At 60.8% G+C, this 18,127-nt stretch carries 14 protein-coding genes; 6 read left to right on the top strand and 8 right to left on the bottom strand.

Going from position 1 to position 18,127, the window contains the following annotated elements:
• Positions 1-2: 2 nt before the first annotated feature.
• The 4 genes from lspA to murJ form a co-directional block, all read right to left on the bottom strand.
• Positions 3-512 (bottom strand): signal peptidase II, encoded by a 510-nt coding sequence (lspA, locus tag DYL59_RS00075; RefSeq protein ID WP_135287336.1) that lies wholly within the window; start codon positions 510-512, stop codon positions 3-5.
• Positions 505-3,336 carry an isoleucine--tRNA ligase gene (gene ileS, locus DYL59_RS00070; RefSeq protein WP_135287335.1) on the bottom strand — a complete coding sequence of 944 codons (2,832 nt, stop codon included), beginning with the start codon at positions 3,334-3,336 and terminating at the stop codon, positions 505-507. Before ileS ends, lspA begins: the two co-directional genes overlap by 8 nt.
• A 14-nt stretch (positions 3,337-3,350) precedes the next feature.
• The gene (ribF, locus tag DYL59_RS00065; protein ID WP_167496637.1) at positions 3,351-4,289 is read right to left on the bottom strand and encodes a bifunctional riboflavin kinase/FAD synthetase; all 939 of its coding nucleotides are present in this window, start codon (positions 4,287-4,289) and stop codon (positions 3,351-3,353) included.
• Between the two features lie 119 nt (positions 4,290-4,408).
• The gene (murJ, locus tag DYL59_RS00060) at positions 4,409-5,947 is read right to left on the bottom strand and encodes a murein biosynthesis integral membrane protein MurJ (protein WP_135287334.1); all 1,539 of its coding nucleotides are present in this window, start codon (positions 5,945-5,947) and stop codon (positions 4,409-4,411) included.
• A 254-nt stretch (positions 5,948-6,201) separates the two neighbouring features.
• On the opposite strand from murJ, the gene rpsT reads away from it, so the two are divergent.
• Positions 6,202-6,480, top strand: a complete 279-nt coding sequence (rpsT, locus tag DYL59_RS00055) for a 30S ribosomal protein S20 (protein WP_016976313.1) — start codon at positions 6,202-6,204, stop codon at positions 6,478-6,480.
• 302 nt (positions 6,481-6,782) lie between these two features.
• Here the strand turns inward: rpsT and DYL59_RS00050 are convergent, their stop codons facing one another.
• Entirely contained in the window at positions 6,783-7,268 is a 486-nt protein-coding gene (locus DYL59_RS00050; protein ID WP_032886172.1) for an FKBP-type peptidyl-prolyl cis-trans isomerase, read from the bottom strand.
• Between DYL59_RS00050 and DYL59_RS00045 the strand changes: the two genes are divergently transcribed.
• From DYL59_RS00045 to DYL59_RS00035, 3 genes are all read left to right on the top strand, one after another.
• Positions 7,267-7,557: a DUF3565 domain-containing protein gene (locus DYL59_RS00045; RefSeq protein WP_135287716.1), complete on the top strand. Its 291-nt coding sequence runs from the start codon at positions 7,267-7,269 to the stop codon at positions 7,555-7,557. The two genes, DYL59_RS00050 and DYL59_RS00045, sit on opposite strands and share 2 nt — an antisense overlap.
• 79 nt (positions 7,558-7,636) lie before the next feature.
• Entirely contained in the window at positions 7,637-9,736 is a 2,100-nt protein-coding gene (pta, locus tag DYL59_RS00040; protein WP_135287333.1) for a phosphate acetyltransferase, read from the top strand.
• On the top strand, positions 9,737-10,636 hold the full coding sequence (locus DYL59_RS00035) for an acyltransferase (protein ID WP_135287332.1): 900 nt from the start codon (positions 9,737-9,739) through the stop codon (positions 10,634-10,636).
• Between the two features lie 112 nt (positions 10,637-10,748).
• Here the strand turns inward: DYL59_RS00035 and cysN are convergent, their stop codons facing one another.
• The 3 genes from cysN to DYL59_RS00015 form a co-directional block, all read right to left on the bottom strand.
• Positions 10,749-12,647, bottom strand: a complete 1,899-nt coding sequence (gene cysN / locus DYL59_RS00030) for a sulfate adenylyltransferase subunit CysN (protein ID WP_135287331.1) — start codon at positions 12,645-12,647, stop codon at positions 10,749-10,751.
• 9 nt (positions 12,648-12,656) lie between these two features.
• A complete protein-coding gene (cysD, locus tag DYL59_RS00025) occupies positions 12,657-13,574 on the bottom strand; it encodes a sulfate adenylyltransferase subunit CysD (RefSeq protein WP_017137614.1) in 918 nt (305 codons plus the stop codon).
• Positions 13,575-13,843: 269 nt separating this feature from the next.
• On the bottom strand, positions 13,844-14,602 hold the full coding sequence (locus tag DYL59_RS00015) for a Nif3-like dinuclear metal center hexameric protein (protein ID WP_135287329.1): 759 nt from the start codon (positions 14,600-14,602) through the stop codon (positions 13,844-13,846).
• A gap of 102 nt (positions 14,603-14,704) precedes the next feature.
• Here DYL59_RS00015 and algW point away from each other — a divergent pair, with 102 nt between their 5' ends.
• Positions 14,705-15,859 (top strand): Do family serine endopeptidase AlgW, encoded by a 1,155-nt coding sequence (gene algW / locus DYL59_RS00010; RefSeq protein WP_135287328.1) that lies wholly within the window; start codon positions 14,705-14,707, stop codon positions 15,857-15,859.
• 112 nt (positions 15,860-15,971) lie between these two features.
• Positions 15,972-18,065, top strand: a complete 2,094-nt coding sequence (locus DYL59_RS00005; RefSeq protein WP_135287327.1) for a TonB-dependent siderophore receptor — start codon at positions 15,972-15,974, stop codon at positions 18,063-18,065.
• The last annotated feature ends 62 nt before the right edge of the window (positions 18,066-18,127 follow it).

The raw sequence follows: 18,127 nt of genomic DNA, 5'->3' as shown, positions 1-18,127 counted from the left end.
GATCAGTCATTGACGGTCTCTCCGGTTTTCTTACTTTTGAACATATCCAACGCCAGCATGATTGCACCGACGGTGATAGCGCTGTCGGCAAAGTTGAACGCCGGGAAATACCAGCGGTTCTGCCAATGCACCAAAATGAAGTCGATCACATGACCCAGGGCAATGCGGTCGTACAGGTTGCCCAGCGCGCCGCCCAGCACCAGCGCCAGCGCAATAGCCAGCCAGGTGTCATCGCGCCCCAGGCGCTTGAGCCACACCACCAGCACTGCACTGACTACCACGGCGATCAGGGCGAACAACCAACGCTGCCAGCCACCGCCGTCAGCCAGGAAGCTGAACGCAGCGCCGGTGTTGTAGGCCAGGGTCCAGCTGAAGTAGTCCGGAATGACCACAATCTGCTGGTACATCTGCAAGGCGCCTTCGAAATGAACCTTGCTGGCCTGGTCGATGACCAGGACCAGCACGCTCAGTACGAGCCAGCCCAGACGTCCAAAACGACTGGCTTTAGGCATAGTGGCGAACCTCGCCGGCGCCGCTGATGTTGTCGACGCAACGACCGCAGATTTCCGGGTGCTCCGGGTTTACGCCGACATCTTCACGGCAGTGCCAGCAACGGGCGCACTTGGCGAAGGCCGACTTGACCACTTTGAGCTTCAAACCCGGCACTTCAGTGGCCACGGCGTCCGCTGGAGCCTGGGCAAACGGTGCCAGGCTGGCAGTGGAGGTGATCAGTACGAAGCGCAGTTCGTTGCTCAGCTTGGCCAGGTCGGCAGTCAGGCCGTCTTCGGCGAACAGGGTGACTTCGGCTTGCAGGTTGCCGCCGACGGCCTTGGCCGCGCGCTGCACTTCCAGCTCCTTGTTCACCGCAACCTTGACGGCCATTACGCCTTCCCAGTATTCGCGGCCCAGTTCGAAGTCCGCCGGCAGTTCAGTCAGGCCTTCGTACCAGGTGTTGAGCATCACCGACTCGTTGCGCTCGCCCGGCAGGTATTCCCACAGCTCGTCAGCGGTGAAGGCCAGGATCGGTGCGATCCAGCGCACCAGCGCCTCAGAGATGTGGTACAGCGCGGTCTGCGCCGAGCGGCGCGCCTTGCTGTTGGCGCCGGTGGTGTACTGGCGGTCCTTGATGATGTCGAGGTAGAAACCACCCAACTCCTGCACGCAGAAGTTGTGGATCTTCGAGTAGACGTTCCAGAAGCGGTATTCACCGTAGTTTTCCTGCAACTCGCGCTGCAGCAACAGGGTACGGTCCACAGCCCAACGGTCCAGGGCGAGCATGTCCTCGGCCGGCAGGATGTCGGTGGCCGGGTTGAAACCGGTCAGGTTCGACAGCAGGAAGCGTGCGGTATTACGGATGCGACGGTAGGCATCGGCACTGCGGGCCAGGATCTGGTCCGACACGGCGATTTCGCCCGAGTAGTCGGTAGACGCAACCCACAAGCGCATGATGTCGGCGCCCAGGGTGTCGTTGATCTTCTTCGGCTCGATCACGTTTTTCAGCGACTTGGACATCTTGCGACCCGTCTCATCGACGGTGAAGCCGTGGGTCAGCAGTTCGCGGTACGGCGCGTGGTTGTCGATGGCGCAACCGGTCAGCAGCGACGAGTGGAACCAGCCACGGTGTTGGTCGGAGCCTTCCAGGTACAGGTCGGCACGCGGGCCGCTCTCGTGGCCCATCGGGTGCGAGCCGCGCAGCACGTGCCAGTGAGTGGTACCCGAGTCGAACCATACGTCGAGGGTGTCGCTGATCTTGTCGTACTGCGGCGCTTCATCGCCCAGCAGTTCAGCGGCGTCGAGCTTGAACCAGGCTTCGATACCTTCCTGCTCAACGCGCTGTGCTACTTCTTCCATCAGTTCAACGGTACGTGGGTGCAGCTCGCCGCTTTCCTTGTTCAGGAAGAACGGGATCGGCACGCCCCAGTTGCGCTGGCGGGAGATGCACCAGTCCGGGCGGTTGGCGATCATCGAGTGCAGGCGCGCCTGGCCCCAGGCCGGTACGAACTTGGTGTCTTCGATGGCTTTGAGCGAGCGCACACGCAGGGTGTCACCACTGACCGGCTCTTTGTCCATGCCGATGAACCACTGCGCGGTGGCGCGGTAGATCAGCGGGGTCTTGTGGCGCCAGCAGTGCATGTAGCTGTGCTTGATGGTTTCGGTGTGCAGCAGCGAACCGACTTCCTTGAGCTTGTCGATGATCGGCTCGTTGGCCTTGAAGATGAACTGGCCGCCGAAGAACTCCAGCGACGGCGCGTATACGCCATTGCTCTGCACCGGGTTGAGGATGTCGTCGTTGACCATGCCGTAGGCTTTGCAGGTCACAAAGTCGTCCACGCCGTAGGCTGGGGCGGAGTGAACCACGCCGGTACCCGAGCCCAGTTCTACGTAGTCAGCCAGGTACACAGGCGACAGGCGGTCATAGAACGGGTGGCGGAAGTTGATCAGTTCCAGCGCGGTGCCGGTGGTGGTGGCGATGACCGAACCTTGCAGCTCGTAGCGCGCCAGGCAGGCTTCGACCATTTCTTCGGCCAGCACCAGCAGGCGATCACCAACGTCCACCAGGGCGTAGGTGAACTCGGGGTGCACGTTCAGCGCCTGGTTGGCCGGGATGGTCCACGGGGTGGTGGTCCAGATCACGATGGCAGCCGGCTTGGCCAGCGATGCCAGGCCAAACGCCTCGGCCAGCTTGGCCTCGTCGGCGATCGGGAAGGCCACGTCGATGGTGGAGGACTTTTTGTCTTCGTACTCGACTTCCGCTTCGGCCAGGGCCGAACCGCAATCGAAGCACCAGTTCACGGGCTTGAGGCCCTTGAACACGAAACCGCCCTTGACGATTTCGGCCAAAGCGCGGATTTCACCGGCCTCGTTCTTGAAGTTCATGGTCTTGTAGGGGTTGTCCCACTCGCCCAGCACGCCCAGGCGGATGAATTCGGACTTTTGCCCTTCGATCTGCTCGGTGGCGTAGGCACGGCACAGTTCACGGGTTTTATCCGCGCCCAGGTTCTTGCCGTAGGTCACTTCGACTTTGTGCTCGATCGGCAGGCCGTGGCAGTCCCAACCCGGCACGTACGGCGCGTCGAAGCCCGACAGGGTTTTCGAACGCAGGATCATGTCCTTGAGAATCTTGTTCAGCGCATGACCGATGTGAATCGTGCCGTTGGCATAAGGAGGGCCGTCGTGCAGGACGAATTTCGGACGATCCTTGCCAATTTCGCGCAACTTTCCGTACAGGCCAATACTGTCCCAGCGCTGCAGGATCTGCGGTTCGCGCTGTGGCAGGCCGGCCTTCATTGGGAAGGCGGTGTCCGGAAGGTTTAGCGTGGCTTTATAGTCGGTCATTTAAGGCTCTTCGGTTAGCGATGGGCGCTAGGTGCGGCTAGTGCACGGGCGGCGGCGACATCCGCATTGATCGCCGTTTTCAACGCCTCAAGGGAGGCGAAACGCTGCTCTTCACGCAGCTTTTGGTGGAAAACCACCGTCAAACGCCGGTCATACAAATCACCGGCAAAATCCAAAAGGTGAACTTCCAGGTGGGCCTTGCCATCACCTGCAACCGTGGGCCTGACGCCTATGTTGGCGACTCCCGGCCACGATTGGCCGTCGATGTCGACGCTCACCAGATAAACCCCGGTCAGCGGCACACGACGGCGCTTGAGTTGCACGTTGGCGGTTGGCGTGCCCAATTGGCGCGCCAGCTTCTGGCCGTGCAGGACCCGTCCGGCAATGCGGAACGGGCGACCGAGCAGTCGCTCGGCCAGGGCGAAGTCGGCAGCGGCCAGGGCGTTACGCACCTGGGTACTGCTCACGCGCAGGCCATCCAGTTCGACGGTTTGCGCGGCTTCGACGGTAAAACCCTGGTTGACCCCGGCGTGTTGCAGGAAATCGAAATCGCCGACCCGGTCGCAACCAAAACGGAAGTCGTCGCCGACTTCCAAGTGCTGAACCCCCAGGCCATCGACCAGGATACGATCGACGAACTCGGCAGCGCTGAGGCTTTGCAACCGCTGGTTGAAGGCCAGGCAGAGAACGCGGTCCACGCCTTCTTCGGCCAGCAGTTGCAGCTTGTCCCGTAGGCGGGCCAGGCGGGCCGGCGCTGTCTCGGGGGTAAAGTATTCCCGCGGCTGTGGCTCGAAAATCACCACGCAGCTGGGCACGCCCAACTCGACCGCACGCTCGCGCAGCCGGGCCAGGATAGCCTGGTGGCCACGGTGAACACCGTCAAAGTTGCCAATAGTGGCGACGCAGCCCCGATGCTGGGGGCGCAGGTTGTGAAGACCTCGAACCAGCTGCATAACGCGCTTCTTGCTCATAAAGTGGTCGATTATAACCACACCCGGCCCCGGACGACAGGCAACAGAACAGGCCAAATGGATCGATTCGATAAAACACCGGTTTTATCGCCGCAAACTCTCTAGCCAAGCGACTTGCGATTGAAATCCCGCAGGCGGAACCCCTGCAGCAGCAACATCCCGAAGTACACCACCACGCCGGCCACTACCAACACGCCAAGACGCATGAAGCGCTCCAGCATATGGCCTTCGTCCCAGGCGGGCATGAAGTGCATCAGGCCCAGCAATACCGCCGACATCGCCGCTACCGCCACCACCAGTTTGAGGGCAAACATGCCCCAGCCCGGCTGCGGTTGGAACATCTGCTGCTTGCGCAGTTGGTAAAACAGCAGCCCTGCGTTGATGCACGCGCCCGCACTGATGGCCAGGGCCAGGCCGGCATGGGCCAACGGGCCGATAAACACCAGGTTGAGCAGTTGGGTGACGATCAGCGTAAATATCGCGATTTTTACCGGTGTACGGATGTTCTGCTGCGCGTAGAAGCCCGGCGCCAACACCTTGATTACGATGATGCCGAGCAGGCCGACGGAATAGGCGATCAGCGCATGCTGGGTCATCAAGGCGTCATGGGCATCGAATTGCCCATACTGGAACAGCGACACCGTCAGCGGCTCGGCCAGGATCCCCAAGGCCAGGGAGCATGGCAGTACCAGCACAAAGCACAGGCGCAGGCCCCAGTCGAGGATGCGTGAGTATTCCTGGCGGTCCTGGCTGGCGTAGGTCCGCGCCAGGGTCGGCAGCAGGATCGTACCCAGCGCCACGCCCAGCACGCCGGACGGCAATTCCATCAGGCGGTCGGCGTAGTACATCCACGATACCGAGCCCGAGACCAGCAGCGAGGCAAATGCGGTATTGATAATCAGGGAAATCTGGCTGACCGACACGCCAAGGATCGCCGGCAGCATGTTGCGCATCACGCGCCAAACGCCGGTGTCCTTGAGGTTCAGGCGCGGCAGCACGAGCATGCCGATCTTCTTCAGGTGTGGCAGCTGGTAGAGCAACTGTGCCAGGCCACCGGCCAGCACGGCCCAGCCCAGGGCCATGACCGGCGGATCGAAATAGGGCGTGAGGAACAGGGCGAAGATGATCATGCTGACGTTCAGCAGGGTCGGTACGAATGCGGGCACCGAGAAACGGTTCCAGGTATTGAGGATCGCCCCGGCCAGTGATGAGAGGGAAATCAGCAATATATAAGGAAAGGTCACCCGCAGCAGATCAGTGGTGAGTGCGAACTTTTCCGGCGTATTGGCAAAACCGGGGGCCGTGGCCCAGATCACCCAGGGCGCTGCGAGCATGCCAAGGACGGTCACCAGCATCAGTACCAGGGTCAGCAGGCCTGAGACATAGGCAATAAAGGTGCGCGTCGCCTCCTCGCCCTGCTGGGTCTTGTATTCGGCCAGGATCGGTACAAATGCCTGGGAAAATGCGCCCTCGGCAAAGATCCGCCGCAGCAGGTTGGGCAGTTTAAAGGCAATGAAGAACGCATCCGTGGCCATGCTTGCGCCAAAAATGCGGGCCAACAGGGTGTCACGCACAAAGCCCAGAACCCTGGAAATCATGGTGATAGAGCTGACGGCGGCCAACGATTTGAGGAGGTTCATTGAAAGAGTTTGCGCCTATTAGATAAACAGCAGGCGAACAACGCGCCTACTTATGCGATACTGCGCGCCTGCAACAGCACAGAGCCAAAGCTCGCGAGTTTACAGGTCAAGCGCCGGAAATAAATCACCCGCCTCTTCAGATCGACCACTCAGCAGTTCGCATCAGCCGCTCTTGACAACCCATCAAGTCATCGGCATGATTCGCGGCCTATTTTGTTTGCTATTTCCTAAAAAGTCTTTCGAGGAGCTCGACGGTGGCCAACACACCTTCCGCCAAAAAACGTGCAAAACAGGCTGAGAAGCGTCGCAGCCACAACGCCAGCCTGCGTTCCATGGTTCGTACCTACATCAAGAATGTAGTTAAAGCCATCGACACCAAAGACGCTGAAAAAGCTCAAGCAGCTTACGTTCTGGCTGTGCCTGTTATCGACCGTATGGCCGATAAAGGCATCATCCACAAGAACAAGGCCGCTCGTCATAAGAGCCGTCTGAATGGCCACATCAAGGCTCTGAGCGTCGCTGCTGCAGCCTAAGTGGTAACAACTGAATCGCAACCCAGGTTGCGCAACAGTTAAAAAATGCCCCGTACCGAAAGGTCCGGGGCATTTTTGTTTGTGTCCGGAGTATGGATCACACAGTTCAAAAATGTGGGAGCGGGCTTGCTCGCGAAGGCGGTGTATCAGTAAAAGATTTAGCGACTGACACTCCGCATTCGCGAGCAAGCCCGCTCCCACACAAGCCCGCCCCCACATTTGCACCGCGTACATTCTCTGGACACAAAAAAACGCCCCGAACCAGTCGGGGCGTTTTTGCTAGCAGCTGATCAATGCATCAATCAGTGCTGGTGACCGCCTTCACCGTGAACGTGGCCGTGAGCCACTTCTTCCTGGGAGGCGTCGCGGATGGCAACGATCTTCACTTGGAAGTTCAGGCGCTGGCCAGCCAGAGGGTGGTTGCCGTCAACGGTAACGTCGTCGCCGTCCAGGTCACGGATGGTCACGATCTGCATTTGGCCATCTGGTGCGGATGCGTGGAACTGCATGCCCACTTCCAGCTCGTCAACGCCTTCGAACATGCTGCGGCTCAGGGTGCTGACCAGCTCGGCCGAGTACTCGCCGTAGGCATCTTCAGGTTCTACGGCAACGGTCAGTTCATCACCAACTGCCTTGCCTTCCAGGGCCTTTTCCAGGCCTGGGATGATGTTGCCTGCGCCTTGCAGGTAGACCAGCGGCGCGCCGCCGGCGGAGCTGTCGATGACCTCACCAGCGTCGTTGGTCAGGGTATAGTCGATGGAGACAGCCTTGTTAGCGGCGATCGTCATGGGGCGAGACCTTTTGCATAAGAATGAAGAACGGACAAGTCTAAACAAGGATTTGCCCGAAAGCGAACAGAACCCGGACAGACGGGGTCACACACGCGACGCAACGATCACCGGCTTCCACCAGGACGACGACCAGCACTGGGTCGCCGAGCTGTCCTGCGGCCACACCCAGCACCTGCGCCACCAGCCGCCGTGGCAGTCGCGCGCCTGGGTATTGGACCCCGCGCAGCGCCTGGAAAAAATAGGCCAGCCCTTTGCCTGCGGCTGGTGTGCGCAAGCACACGAATAACGATAACCTTGGCGCCTGATTCCCGGTAGACGCTCAGCCATAGAGCGCCACCGAAGCCATGCACCTCCAGAGAATTCGCATGCAGACTTTTTTTATCGCGCCCACCGATTTTGGTGTGGGTCTGACCTCCATCAGCCTCGGGCTGGTGCGCACCCTTGAACGAGCCGGGCTGAAAGTCGGGTTCTTCAAGCCGATTGCCCAGCCACATCCCGGCGATACCGGCCCGGAACGCTCCACCGAACTGGTGGCACGCACCCATGGCCTCAAGCCGCCACAACCCCTGGGCCTGGCCCACGTAGAGCGCATGCTCGGCGACGGCCAACTCGACGAGTTGCTGGAAGAAATCATCACGCTGTATCAGCAAGCCGCCGTGGGCAAGGACGTGTTGATCGTCGAAGGCATGGTGCCGACCCGCAACGCCAGCTATGCGGCGCGGGTCAACCTGCACCTGGCCAAGAGCCTGGACGCGGAAGTGATCCTGGTTTCGGCGCCGGAAAACGAAGTGCTCACCGAACTTTCCGGCCGCGTAGAACTGCAGGCCCAACTGTTCGGCGGCCCGAAAGACCCGAAAGTGCTCGGCGTAATCCTCAACAAGGTACGCACCGACGAAAGCATGGAGGCCTTTTCTGCGCGCCTGAAGGAACATTCGCCCCTGCTACGCAGTGGCGACTTCCGCCTGCTGGGCTGCATTCCCTACCAGCCGGAACTCAACGCCCCGCGCACCCGTGACGTGGCCGACCTGATGGGCGCGCAGATCCTCAACGCCGGCGACTACGAAACCCGGCGCATGACCAAGATCATCATCTGCGCCCGCACCATGCGTAACACCGTGGAGTTGCTCAAGCCCGGCGTGCTGGTGGTAACGCCAGGGGACCGCGACGACATTATCCTCGCCGTCAGCCTGGCCGCCATCAACGGCGTGCCGCTCGCCGGCCTGTTGTTGACCAGCGACACCCTGCCTGACCCGCGCATCATGGACCTGTGCCGTGGTGCGTTCCAGGCCGGTTTGCCGGTGCTGTCGGTGAGCACCGGCTCGTACGACACGGCCAACCAACTCAACAGCCTGAACAAAGAAATCCCCATCGACGACCGCGAGCGCGCCGAGATCATCACCGATTTCGTCGCCAGCCACCTCGATGCACGCTGGCTGCACCAGCGTTGCGGCACCCCACGGGAGATGCGCCTGTCGCCGGCGGTGTTCCGCTACCAGTTGATCCAACGCGCCCAGGCGGCCAACAAGCGTATCGTCCTGCCCGAAGGCAGCGAGCCGCTGACCGTGCAGGCCGCTGCGATCTGCCAGGCCCGTGGCATTGCCCGCTGCGTATTGCTGGCCAAGCCGGCCGATGTGGAAGCCGTGGCCCGTGCCCAAGGCATCGAATTGCCCGAAGGCCTGGAGATTCTCGACCCAGACCTGATCCGCCAACGCTACGTCGAGCCGATGGTCGCCCTGCGCAAGAGCAAGAGCCTCAATGCACCGATGGCCGAACAGCAACTGGAAGACACCGTGGTGATCGCCACCATGATGCTCGCCCTGGATGAAGTGGACGGCCTGGTCTCCGGCGTTATCCACTCCACCGCCAATACCATCCGCCCTGCCCTGCAACTGATTAAAACGGCGCCAGGCTGCACGTTGGTCTCGTCGGTGTTCTTCATGCTGTTCCCCGAGCAGGTGCTGGTGTACGGCGATTGCGTGATGAACCCGCACCCCAGCGCGGCAGAACTGGCAGAAATTGCCCTGCAAAGCGCTGACTCGGCGGCGGCGTTCGGCATTACGCCGCGCGTGGCGATGATCAGCTATTCCAGCGGTGATTCAGCCAGCGGCGAAGAAGTGGAGAAAGTCCGCGAAGCCACCCTGCTTGCCCACGAGCAGCAAAGCTCGCTGCTGATCGACGGCCCGCTGCAATACGACGCCGCAGCCAACGAAACCGTGGCCCGCCAACTGGCGCCCAACAGCCAGGTGGCCGGCAAGGCCACGGTATTTGTGTTCCCCGACCTCAATACCGGCAACACCACCCACAAGGCTGTGCAACGCAGCGCCGATTGCGTGAGCCTGGGGCCGATGCTGCAAGGCCTGCGCAAACCGGTCAACGACCTGCCGCGCGGCGCCCAGGTGGACGACATCGTGTACACCATCGCACTCACTGCGATCCAAGCCGCCAACCGACCGATGGATATCTAAATGCTGGCTTTTCTACCTGCCGCCGTGCGTGGCGTGATCGCATCGCTGTTGTTGGCACTGAACACAATCCTGCTGTGTTCATTTCTGTTTATCGTGGCGCTGTTCAAGGCGCTGCCGTTTGCCAAGCGCTTCAGCGAATGGTTGATGAACCACACACACGAAGCCTGGGTTACCAACAACAAAGGCTGGATGAACCTGGTGCGGCGCACGCGCTGGCACATCAAAGGCCTTGAGGGGCTGGACTACCAGCACTCGTACCTGGTGACCAGCAACCACCAGAGCTGGGTGGATATCATGGTGCTTCAATACGTGCTCAACCGCCGCATTCGCCCGCTCAAGTTCTTCCTCAAGCAGGAATTGATCTGGGTGCCAGTGATTGGCCTGGCCTGGTGGGCGCTGGGTTTCCCGTTCATGAAGCGCTACACCAAAGCCTACCTGGAGAAACACCCGGAGAAGAAAGGCAAAGACCTGGAAACCACCCGCAAGACCTGTGCGAAGTTTCGCGACAACCCGGTGGGGATTTTCAACTTTGCCGAGGGCACGCGGTTTACCCCAGGCAAGCATGCGCAGCAGAAATCACCGTTCCGTTATCTGCTCAAGCCTAAGGCCGGTGGCATTGCGTTTGTGCTGGATGCGATGGGTGAGCAGTTGAAGTCATTGGTGAATGTGACCATCCACTATCCTGCCGGGCGCCCTGGGTATTGGGATTTACTGTGCGGGAATGTGCAGGATGTGGTTGTGCAGTTCGAAGAAGTGCAGATCCCGGCCGCGTTCATTGGCAAAAATTATGAGCAGGATGGGGAGTACCGGACGGCGTTCCAGGGTTGGATCAACCGGTTGTGGGAAGGCAAAGATGCGCTGCTAGAGCAGTTGCACACCGAATTCCCAGGCAAAAGATAATCAAAATGTGGGAGGGGGCTTGCCCCCGATGGCAGTGTGTCAGTCAGTACATTTTTTACTGACCCACCGCTATCGGGGGCAAGCCCCCTCCCACATTTGATTGCGACAGGCTTTAGATCGCGCCGCGCTGACGCAACAGCTCCAGCACTTGCTTGACGCTTTCTTCCAGCGACAGGGCCTGGGTGTCGATCACCAGATCGGCATTCAACGGCACGTCGTACGGGAAGGATTCGCCAGGGATGTTATCCCCACCGGCCGCATACAAACCTTGCGGATCACGCTCGGCGCACACCTGCGGCGATGCTTGTACGTAGACGGTCAGCAGACGGTCACCGCCAATCAGCGCCTTGGCCTGTTCACGGCCTTCAGCATCCGGTGCGACGAACGCAGCCAGGGTCAGCAGGCCCGCTTCGTTGAACTGACGCGCCACGTGAGCGGCACGACGCCAGTTCTCGGTGCGACCGGCACGGTCCTGCGGCAGGCCCTTGTTCAGGTCGTGACGCAGGTTCTGGCCATCCAGCACAAACACCGCACGGCCCATGTCGAACAGCTTGCGCTCGACCGCATAAGCCAAGGTGCTCTTGCCAGCGCCCGACAGGCCGCTGAACAGCACGGTGGCCGGCTGCTGGCCGAAACGCTGGGCACGCTCTTCGGTGGCCACATGGGCCAACTTGCCGTGCTGCGCCGAGCTGCCGTGGGTAACCGGCGGCGCGATGATCATGCCGGCGGCCACAGTGCCGTTGGTCAAGCGGTCGATGACGATAAACGCACCGGTGGTGCGGTTGCTGTCGTAACCGTCCAAGGCGATGGCGGCGTCGAGGCTGACCTTGACCCGGCCAATCTCGTTCAACTGCAGGGAACTGGCCGGGCCTTCGGCCAGGGTGTTCACATCCACACGGTGCACGATGCTGGTGATGGAACCCGGCACGTAGCTGGTGGCGCGCTTGATGTCGTATTTCTTGCCCGGCAGCATTGGCTCTTCGGCCATCCACACCAGCATGGCGTCGAAGGCGTCGGTCACTTGCGGCACGTTGTCGGCGTGTACCAGCAGGTCGCCACGGGAGATGTCGATCTCGTCTTCCATGGTCAGGGTCACGGCCTGGCCTGGGCCAGCGTGCTCCAGCTCACCTTCGAAGGTGACGATGGATTTTACCCGGCTGCTCTTGCCCGACGGCAGCACCACCACTTCGTCGCCCTTGTGCACGATGCCGCTGGCCAGGGTGCCGGCAAAACCACGGAAGTTCAGGTTCGGACGGTTGACGTACTGCACCGGGAACCGCAGGTCGGTGTAGTTGCGGTCGTTGGCGATCTCGACGGTTTCGAGGATCTCCATCAGCGACTGGCCGGTGTACCAAGGCGAACGCTCGCTCTTGTTCACCACGTTGTCACCTTTGAGGGCCGACATCGGCACGAACGCCATGGTGCTCGGCTTGAACGCGATGCCTTCGGCGAACTTCAGGTAATCGGCCTTGATGGACTCGAACACGCTTTGGTCAAAGCCGTTGATGTCCATCTTGTTGACGGCAATCACGATGTGCTTGATGCCCAGCAACGAGGCGATGTAGCTGTGGCGACGGGTCTGGGTCTGCACGCCGTAGCGGGCGTCGATCAGGATGATCGCCAGGTCACAGGTGGAGGCACCGGTGGCCATGTTGCGGGTGTACTGCTCATGGCCGGGGGTATCGGCGATGATGAATTTGCGCTTGGCGGTGGAGAAGTAGCGGTAGGCGACATCAATGGTGATGCCCTGCTCGCGCTCGGCCTGCAGGCCGTCGACCAGCAGTGCCAGGTCGATGTCGTCGCCGGTGGTGCCGGATTTTTTCGAATCGCGGGTAATGGCTTCCAGGTGATCTTCGTAGATCATCTTGGAGTCGTGCAGCAGGCGCCCGATCAGGGTGCTCTTGCCGTCGTCGACGTTGCCACAGGTCAGGAAGCGCAACATCTCTTTGCGCTCGTGCTGGCCCAGGTAGGCGAGGATGTCCTCGCTGATCAAATCAGATACGTGCGACATGACAACCCCTTAGAAATAACCCTGACGTTTTTTGTCTTCCATCGAGCCTGCACCATCGTGGTCGATGACACGGCCCTGGCGCTCGGAAGTTCGCGTCAGGAGCATTTCCTGAATGATGTCGGTCAGCGTCTCGGCTTCGGACTCCACCGCGCCCGTCAACGGGTAGCAGCCAAGGGTACGGAAACGTACTTTCTTTTTGACGATTCGGGCTTTGTCTTCGTCGGACAAGTGCTCAAGGATTCGGTCGTCGTCGATCATGATCAACGTGCCGTTCTTCTCGATCACGTCGCGTTCGGCGGCGAAGTACAGCGGAACGATCGGGATGCCTTCGAGGTAGATGTACTGCCAGATGTCCAGCTCGGTCCAGTTGGACAGCGGGAACACGCGGATAGACTCACCCTTGTTGACGTTGCCGTTGTAGACGTTCCACAGTTCCGGGCGCTGGTTCTTCGGGTCCCAGCGGTGTTTGCTGTCGCGGAACGAGTACACGCGCTCTTTGGCGCGGGATTTCTCTTCATCACGACGGGCACCGCCGAACGCTGCGTCGAAGCCATGCTTGTCCAGGGCTTGCTTGAGGCCCTCGGTCTTCATGATGTCGGTGTGCTTGGCGCTGCCGTGGGTGAACGGGTTGATGCCCTGCGCTACCCCATCAGGGTTGACGTGGGTGATCAGGTCCAGGCCCAGTTCCTCGACCATCTTGTCGCGGAACTTGTACATCTCCTGGAATTTCCAGCGGGTGTCGACGTGCATCACCGGGAATGGCAGTTTGCCCGGGAAGAAGGCCTTGCGCGCCAGGTGCAGCATCACGGCGGAGTCTTTACCGATCGAGTAGAGCATCACCGGGTTATCGAACTCGGCGGCGACCTCACGGATGATGTGGATGCTTTCCGCCTCCAGCTGTTTCAGATGCGTCAGTTTGTCGACCATGGTTACTCACGGAAAAACGATCTTATGGACGGCCTGCGGGCCGTGTTCGAGCGGGGCATGCTAGCACAGCACCTTCTTCTATTCAGGGAGCGGGCTAGATCGAAACGATATATGAATATGCCCCGGAGTTTGGCGCGTCACTTACTGTGAACACTGGACAGTGTGGGAGCGGGCTTGCTCGCGAATGCGGTGTATCAGTAAAAGATTTAGCGACTGACACTCCGCATTCGCGAGCAAGCCCGCTCCCACATTTTGTCCACCGGTGATCGTTAGATCGGGTTGGGGCAATCGATGAACAGGTGTTCCAACGCAAAGCGCCGCGCCAAGTAATCCCCCAGGGCCTGCACACCGTAGCGCTCAGTGGCGTGGTGGCCGGCAGCGATGAAGCTGATGTCGTTTTCCCGCGCACTGTGGAACGTTTGCTCGGAGGCTTCGCCGCTCAGGAACAGATCGACCCCGGCCGCAATGCCGTGGTCGATATACCCCTGCCCACCACCGGTGCACCAGCCGACGCGGCGGATCATCTCGCTGCCTTCGATCAGCAGCGGCTCGCGGCCCATGACTTCCTGCACACGGCGGGCAAAATCACGAGGCGACAGCGGCTCGGCGAGGGAGCCGACCAGGCCGACGATCTTGGGGTTGTTCGGGTCCAGCGGCCCTTCAACAGTGATGTCCAACTGACGCGCCAGCTGCACGTTGTTGCCCACATCGGGGTGCAGGTCCAGCGGCAGGTGGTAGGCCAGCAGGCTGATATCGTGCTTGAGCAGCGTCTTGAGACGACGTTGCTTCATGCCGGTAATGCAGGGATTTTCGCCCTTCCAGAAATAACCGTGGTGCACCAGGATCAAATCCGCCTGGGCTTCGACGGCCGCGTCCAGCAGGGCCTGGCTTGCGGTCACGCCGCTGACGATGCGCATCACCTGCGGGCGCCCCTCTACTTGCAGGCCGTTGGGGCAATAATCGGCAATTTTGGCGCTGCCGAGGTAGCGGTCGGCTTCCTCGACGAGGGTGGTAAGGGCAACGGCCATAAAAGACTCCTAAATATCCCGTTCGAAGGCGCTCGCAGCCTCGTATAATGCGCGACATTATGGGCGCTCTCCCGCCCCCTGCAACCTGTCAGGACTTACTTGATGCTCAAGGCGCTGCGTTTTTTTGGATGGCCATTGTTGGCTGGCGTGCTGATCGCGATGTTGATTATTCAACGCTTCCCCCAGCTGGTGGGCCTACCCAGCCTGGATGTGAACCTGCAACAGGCCCCGCAAACCAACGCGGTGGTGCAAGGTCCGGTGACCTATGCCGATGCGGTCGTCATCGCCGCCCCGGCCGTGGTCAACCTGTACACCACCAAAGTCATCAACAAACCGGCGCATCCGCTGTTTGAAGACCCGCAGTTCCGTCGCTATTTCGGCGACAACGGGCCCAAGCAGCGCCGGATGGAGTCGAGCCTGGGTTCCGGGGTGATCATGAGCCCTGAGGGCTACATCCTCACCAACAACCATGTCACCACCGGCGCCGACCAGATTGTAGTGGCCCTGCGTGACGGCCGCGAAACCCTGGCCCGCGTGGTCGGTAGCGACCCGGAAACCGACCTTGCGGTGCTCAAGATCGACTTGAAAAGCCTGCCGGCGATCACCATCGGCCGCTCCGAAGGGCTGCGTGTAGGCGATGTAGCGCTGGCCATCGGCAACCCGTTCGGCGTGGGCCAGACGGTGACCATGGGCATCATCAGCGCCACCGGGCGCAACCAGCTGGGCCTGAACAGCTACGAAGACTTCATCCAGACGGACGCGGCGATCAACCCAGGCAACTCCGGCGGCGCGCTGGTGGATGCCAATGGCAACCTGACCGGCATCAACACGGCGATTTTCTCCAAGTCCGGCGGCTCCCAAGGCATCGGCTTTGCGATCCCGGTGAAGCTGGCGATGGAGGTGATGAAGTCGATCATCGAGCACGGCCAGGTGATTCGCGGCTGGCTGGGCATTGAAGTGCAACCGCTGACCAAGGACCTGGCCGAATCCTTCGGCCTCACCGGGCGCCCAGGCATCGTGGTGGCCGGGATCTTCCGTGATGGCCCGGCGCAGAAAGCCGGCCTGCAACTGGGTGACGTGATCCTGAGCATCGACGGCGAGCCGGCAGGCGACGGCCGTAAGTCGATGAACCAGGTGGCGCGCATCAAGCCGACCGACAAGGTGACGATCCTGGTGATGCGCAACGGCAAAGAGATCAAGCTGTCGGCGGAAATCGGCCTGCGTCCGCCACCGGCGCCTGTAAAAGAAGAGGAATAAACGCCCTCGCCAAGGTGCCTGTCCGCAGGCACCTGTAAGCGAATATTTCAAAGCAATTCATTCTCATTGGCCATGTTATATTGTTTCAATATCGCTATTGGAACGCTCTATCATGCCGTCTCGAAGAATCGCCCCCTTGGCTGGCCTGGCCTTGGGTTTGTTGCTCGACCCCGCCTTCGCCGAAGAAAACACCGTAGAACTGGACACCATCAGCGTCACCACCGACGCCTACGAATCCGCCACCGGCCCGGTCAAGGGCTACCGCGCCACCCGCTCTGCCAGCGCGACCAAGACTGACACCGACCTGCGTGATATCCCACAGTCCATCAGCGTGATTCCCGCCACCGTGCTTCAGGACCTGGGCAGCACCAACGTGGAACGCGCACTGGAATTTGCCGGCGGCGTGTCCAAGCAAAACAACTTCGGTGGCCTCACCCTGTATGAATACAGCGTGCGCGGCTTTACCACGTCGGAGTTCTACCAGGACGGCTTCAGCGCCAACCGCGGCTACCCGAGCACGCCGGACGCGGCCAATATCGAACGCATCGAAGTGCTCAAGGGCCCCGCCGCCAGCCTGTATGGGCGCGGCGATCCGGGCGGCACGGTGAATATCGTCACCAAAAAGCCCCAGCCCGAAGCCTTCACCACCCTGCAAACCAGCGCCGGCAGTTGGGACCGCTATCGCACCGCCCTCGACGTCAACACCCCGCTGGACAGCGACGGCAACGTGCTGTCGCGGGTCAACCTGGCGGTGGAAGACAACCACAGCTTCCGTGACCATGTGCAGAGCAAGCGCGTGTTCGTGGCCCCCTCGTTCAGTTGGCAACTGGCCCCAGATACCCGCCTGCTGGTGGAAAGCGAATTCGTGCGCCACAGCTCCACCTTCGACCGTGGCATCGTTGACGCACCGGGGGTATCGCGCTCCACCTTCCTCGGCGAACCCAACGACGGCGACATCGACAACCACAACAACCGCCTACAGGCTACCCTTGAGCATCACCTCAACGATGCCTGGCAACTGCGCCTGGCCAGCCACTACAAGCAAGGCAGCCTGTGGGGCGACGCGTCGGAAAACCGCGCGCTGAACGCCGATGGCCACACCCTCAACCGCCGTTACCGCGAGCGCTCCATGGGGTGGCACGACAGCATCACCCAGCTGGAACTGCGGGGTATGTTCGACATCGGCAGTTGGCAGCATGAGCTGCTGATCGGCACCGAATACGAGGACTACCGTAAGAAGGAGCGGGTAACCGCCATCAGCGGCAGCCCCTATGCCATCGACCTTTACAACCCGGTCTACGGCCAGCCCAAACCCAACGGCGTGCGCACCGGTACCGACTTCTTTGAGCAGACCAAAAGCCACGCGCTCAACCTGCAAGACCAGATCGTCTTCACCGACCGCCTGCGCGGGATGATCGGCGCACGCTTTGAACACTTCGACCAACGTATCGAAGACTTCACCGGTGCACCCAAGAGCCACCAGACCCACGACGCCTTCACCCAGCGCGCAGGGCTGCTCTATCAACTCACGCCAGAGGTTGGGGTGTTCGCCAACGCCTCTACCTCGTTCAAACCCAACAGCGGAATGGACGCCAACAGCAAAGGCTTCAAGCCCGAAGAGGGCGTGGGCTACGAGGTGGGGGTCAAGAGCGAGTTGTTTGACAACCGCCTGAGCGCCACCATCGCCGCGTTCCATATCGAAAAGGAAAACGTCCTCACCCTCGACCCGGCCACTAACCTCAACCGCGCGGTGGGCAAGGCTCGCAGCCAAGGCGTAGACCTGCAACTGAGTGGGCAAGTGACAGATGCCGTGCGGGTGATCGGGGCCTTTGCCTACATCGATGCCGAAGTGACCAAGGGCGATGAAACCATCCCTGCCGGCAGCCGGATCCTGGGGGTGGCCAAGCGCAGTGGCAGCCTGTTGGGGGTGTATGAGTTTCAGGATGGGCTGTTGCGGGGTTCGGACGTGGGGGCGGCGTTTACGTATGTAGGGGATCGTTCGGGTGAGGCGGGCACGCAGTTCGAACTGCCGGCCTATCACACCGTGGATTTGCTGGCGCATTACAAGGCCACCGACAACGTCACCGTAGGGCTGAATCTCAATAACCTGTTCGATGAAAAGTACTACGAGCGCTCCTACAGCAATTATTGGGTCAACCCCGGCGAGCCACGTAACCTCACGGTCAGCCTGACCCTAAACCTGTAAACACGGCTAAAAATGTGGGAGCGGGCTTGCTCGCGAATGCGTCGGGCCAGTCAAAATACCTG

It is taken from the genome of Pseudomonas kairouanensis (assembly GCF_004682055.1).
GTDB lineage: Bacteria > Pseudomonadota > Gammaproteobacteria > Pseudomonadales > Pseudomonadaceae > Aquipseudomonas > Aquipseudomonas kairouanensis.
The sequence above is the reverse complement of the archived record's forward strand: the minus strand, read 5'-3'. Positions and strand labels throughout refer to the sequence as shown.

What these genes read in the sequence shown, in the direction of transcription:
- cysD (WP_017137614.1), bottom strand. Translation starts at nt 13,574, where the DNA reads ATGGTCGACAAACTGACGCATCTGAAACAGCTGGAGGCGGAAAGCATC.
- murJ (WP_135287334.1), bottom strand. Translation starts at nt 5,947, where the DNA reads ATGAACCTCCTCAAATCGTTGGCCGCCGTCAGCTCTATCACCATGATT.
- algW (WP_135287328.1), top strand. Translation starts at nt 14,705, where the DNA reads ATGCTCAAGGCGCTGCGTTTTTTTGGATGGCCATTGTTGGCTGGCGTG.
- DYL59_RS00015 (WP_135287329.1), bottom strand. Translation starts at nt 14,602, where the DNA reads ATGGCCGTTGCCCTTACCACCCTCGTCGAGGAAGCCGACCGCTACCTC.
- pta (WP_135287333.1), top strand. Translation starts at nt 7,637, where the DNA reads ATGCAGACTTTTTTTATCGCGCCCACCGATTTTGGTGTGGGTCTGACC.
- ribF (WP_167496637.1), bottom strand. Translation starts at nt 4,289, where the DNA reads ATGCAGCTGGTTCGAGGTCTTCACAACCTGCGCCCCCAGCATCGGGGC.
- DYL59_RS00005 (WP_135287327.1), top strand. Translation starts at nt 15,972, where the DNA reads ATGCCGTCTCGAAGAATCGCCCCCTTGGCTGGCCTGGCCTTGGGTTTG.
- DYL59_RS00035 (WP_135287332.1), top strand. Translation starts at nt 9,737, where the DNA reads ATGCTGGCTTTTCTACCTGCCGCCGTGCGTGGCGTGATCGCATCGCTG.
- DYL59_RS00050 (WP_032886172.1), bottom strand. Translation starts at nt 7,268, where the DNA reads ATGACGATCGCCGCTAACAAGGCTGTCTCCATCGACTATACCCTGACC.
- lspA (WP_135287336.1), bottom strand. Translation starts at nt 512, where the DNA reads ATGCCTAAAGCCAGTCGTTTTGGACGTCTGGGCTGGCTCGTACTGAGC.
- DYL59_RS00045 (WP_135287716.1), top strand. Translation starts at nt 7,267, where the DNA reads ATGGGGCGAGACCTTTTGCATAAGAATGAAGAACGGACAAGTCTAAAC.
- ileS (WP_135287335.1), bottom strand. Translation starts at nt 3,336, where the DNA reads ATGACCGACTATAAAGCCACGCTAAACCTTCCGGACACCGCCTTCCCA.
- cysN (WP_135287331.1), bottom strand. Translation starts at nt 12,647, where the DNA reads ATGTCGCACGTATCTGATTTGATCAGCGAGGACATCCTCGCCTACCTG.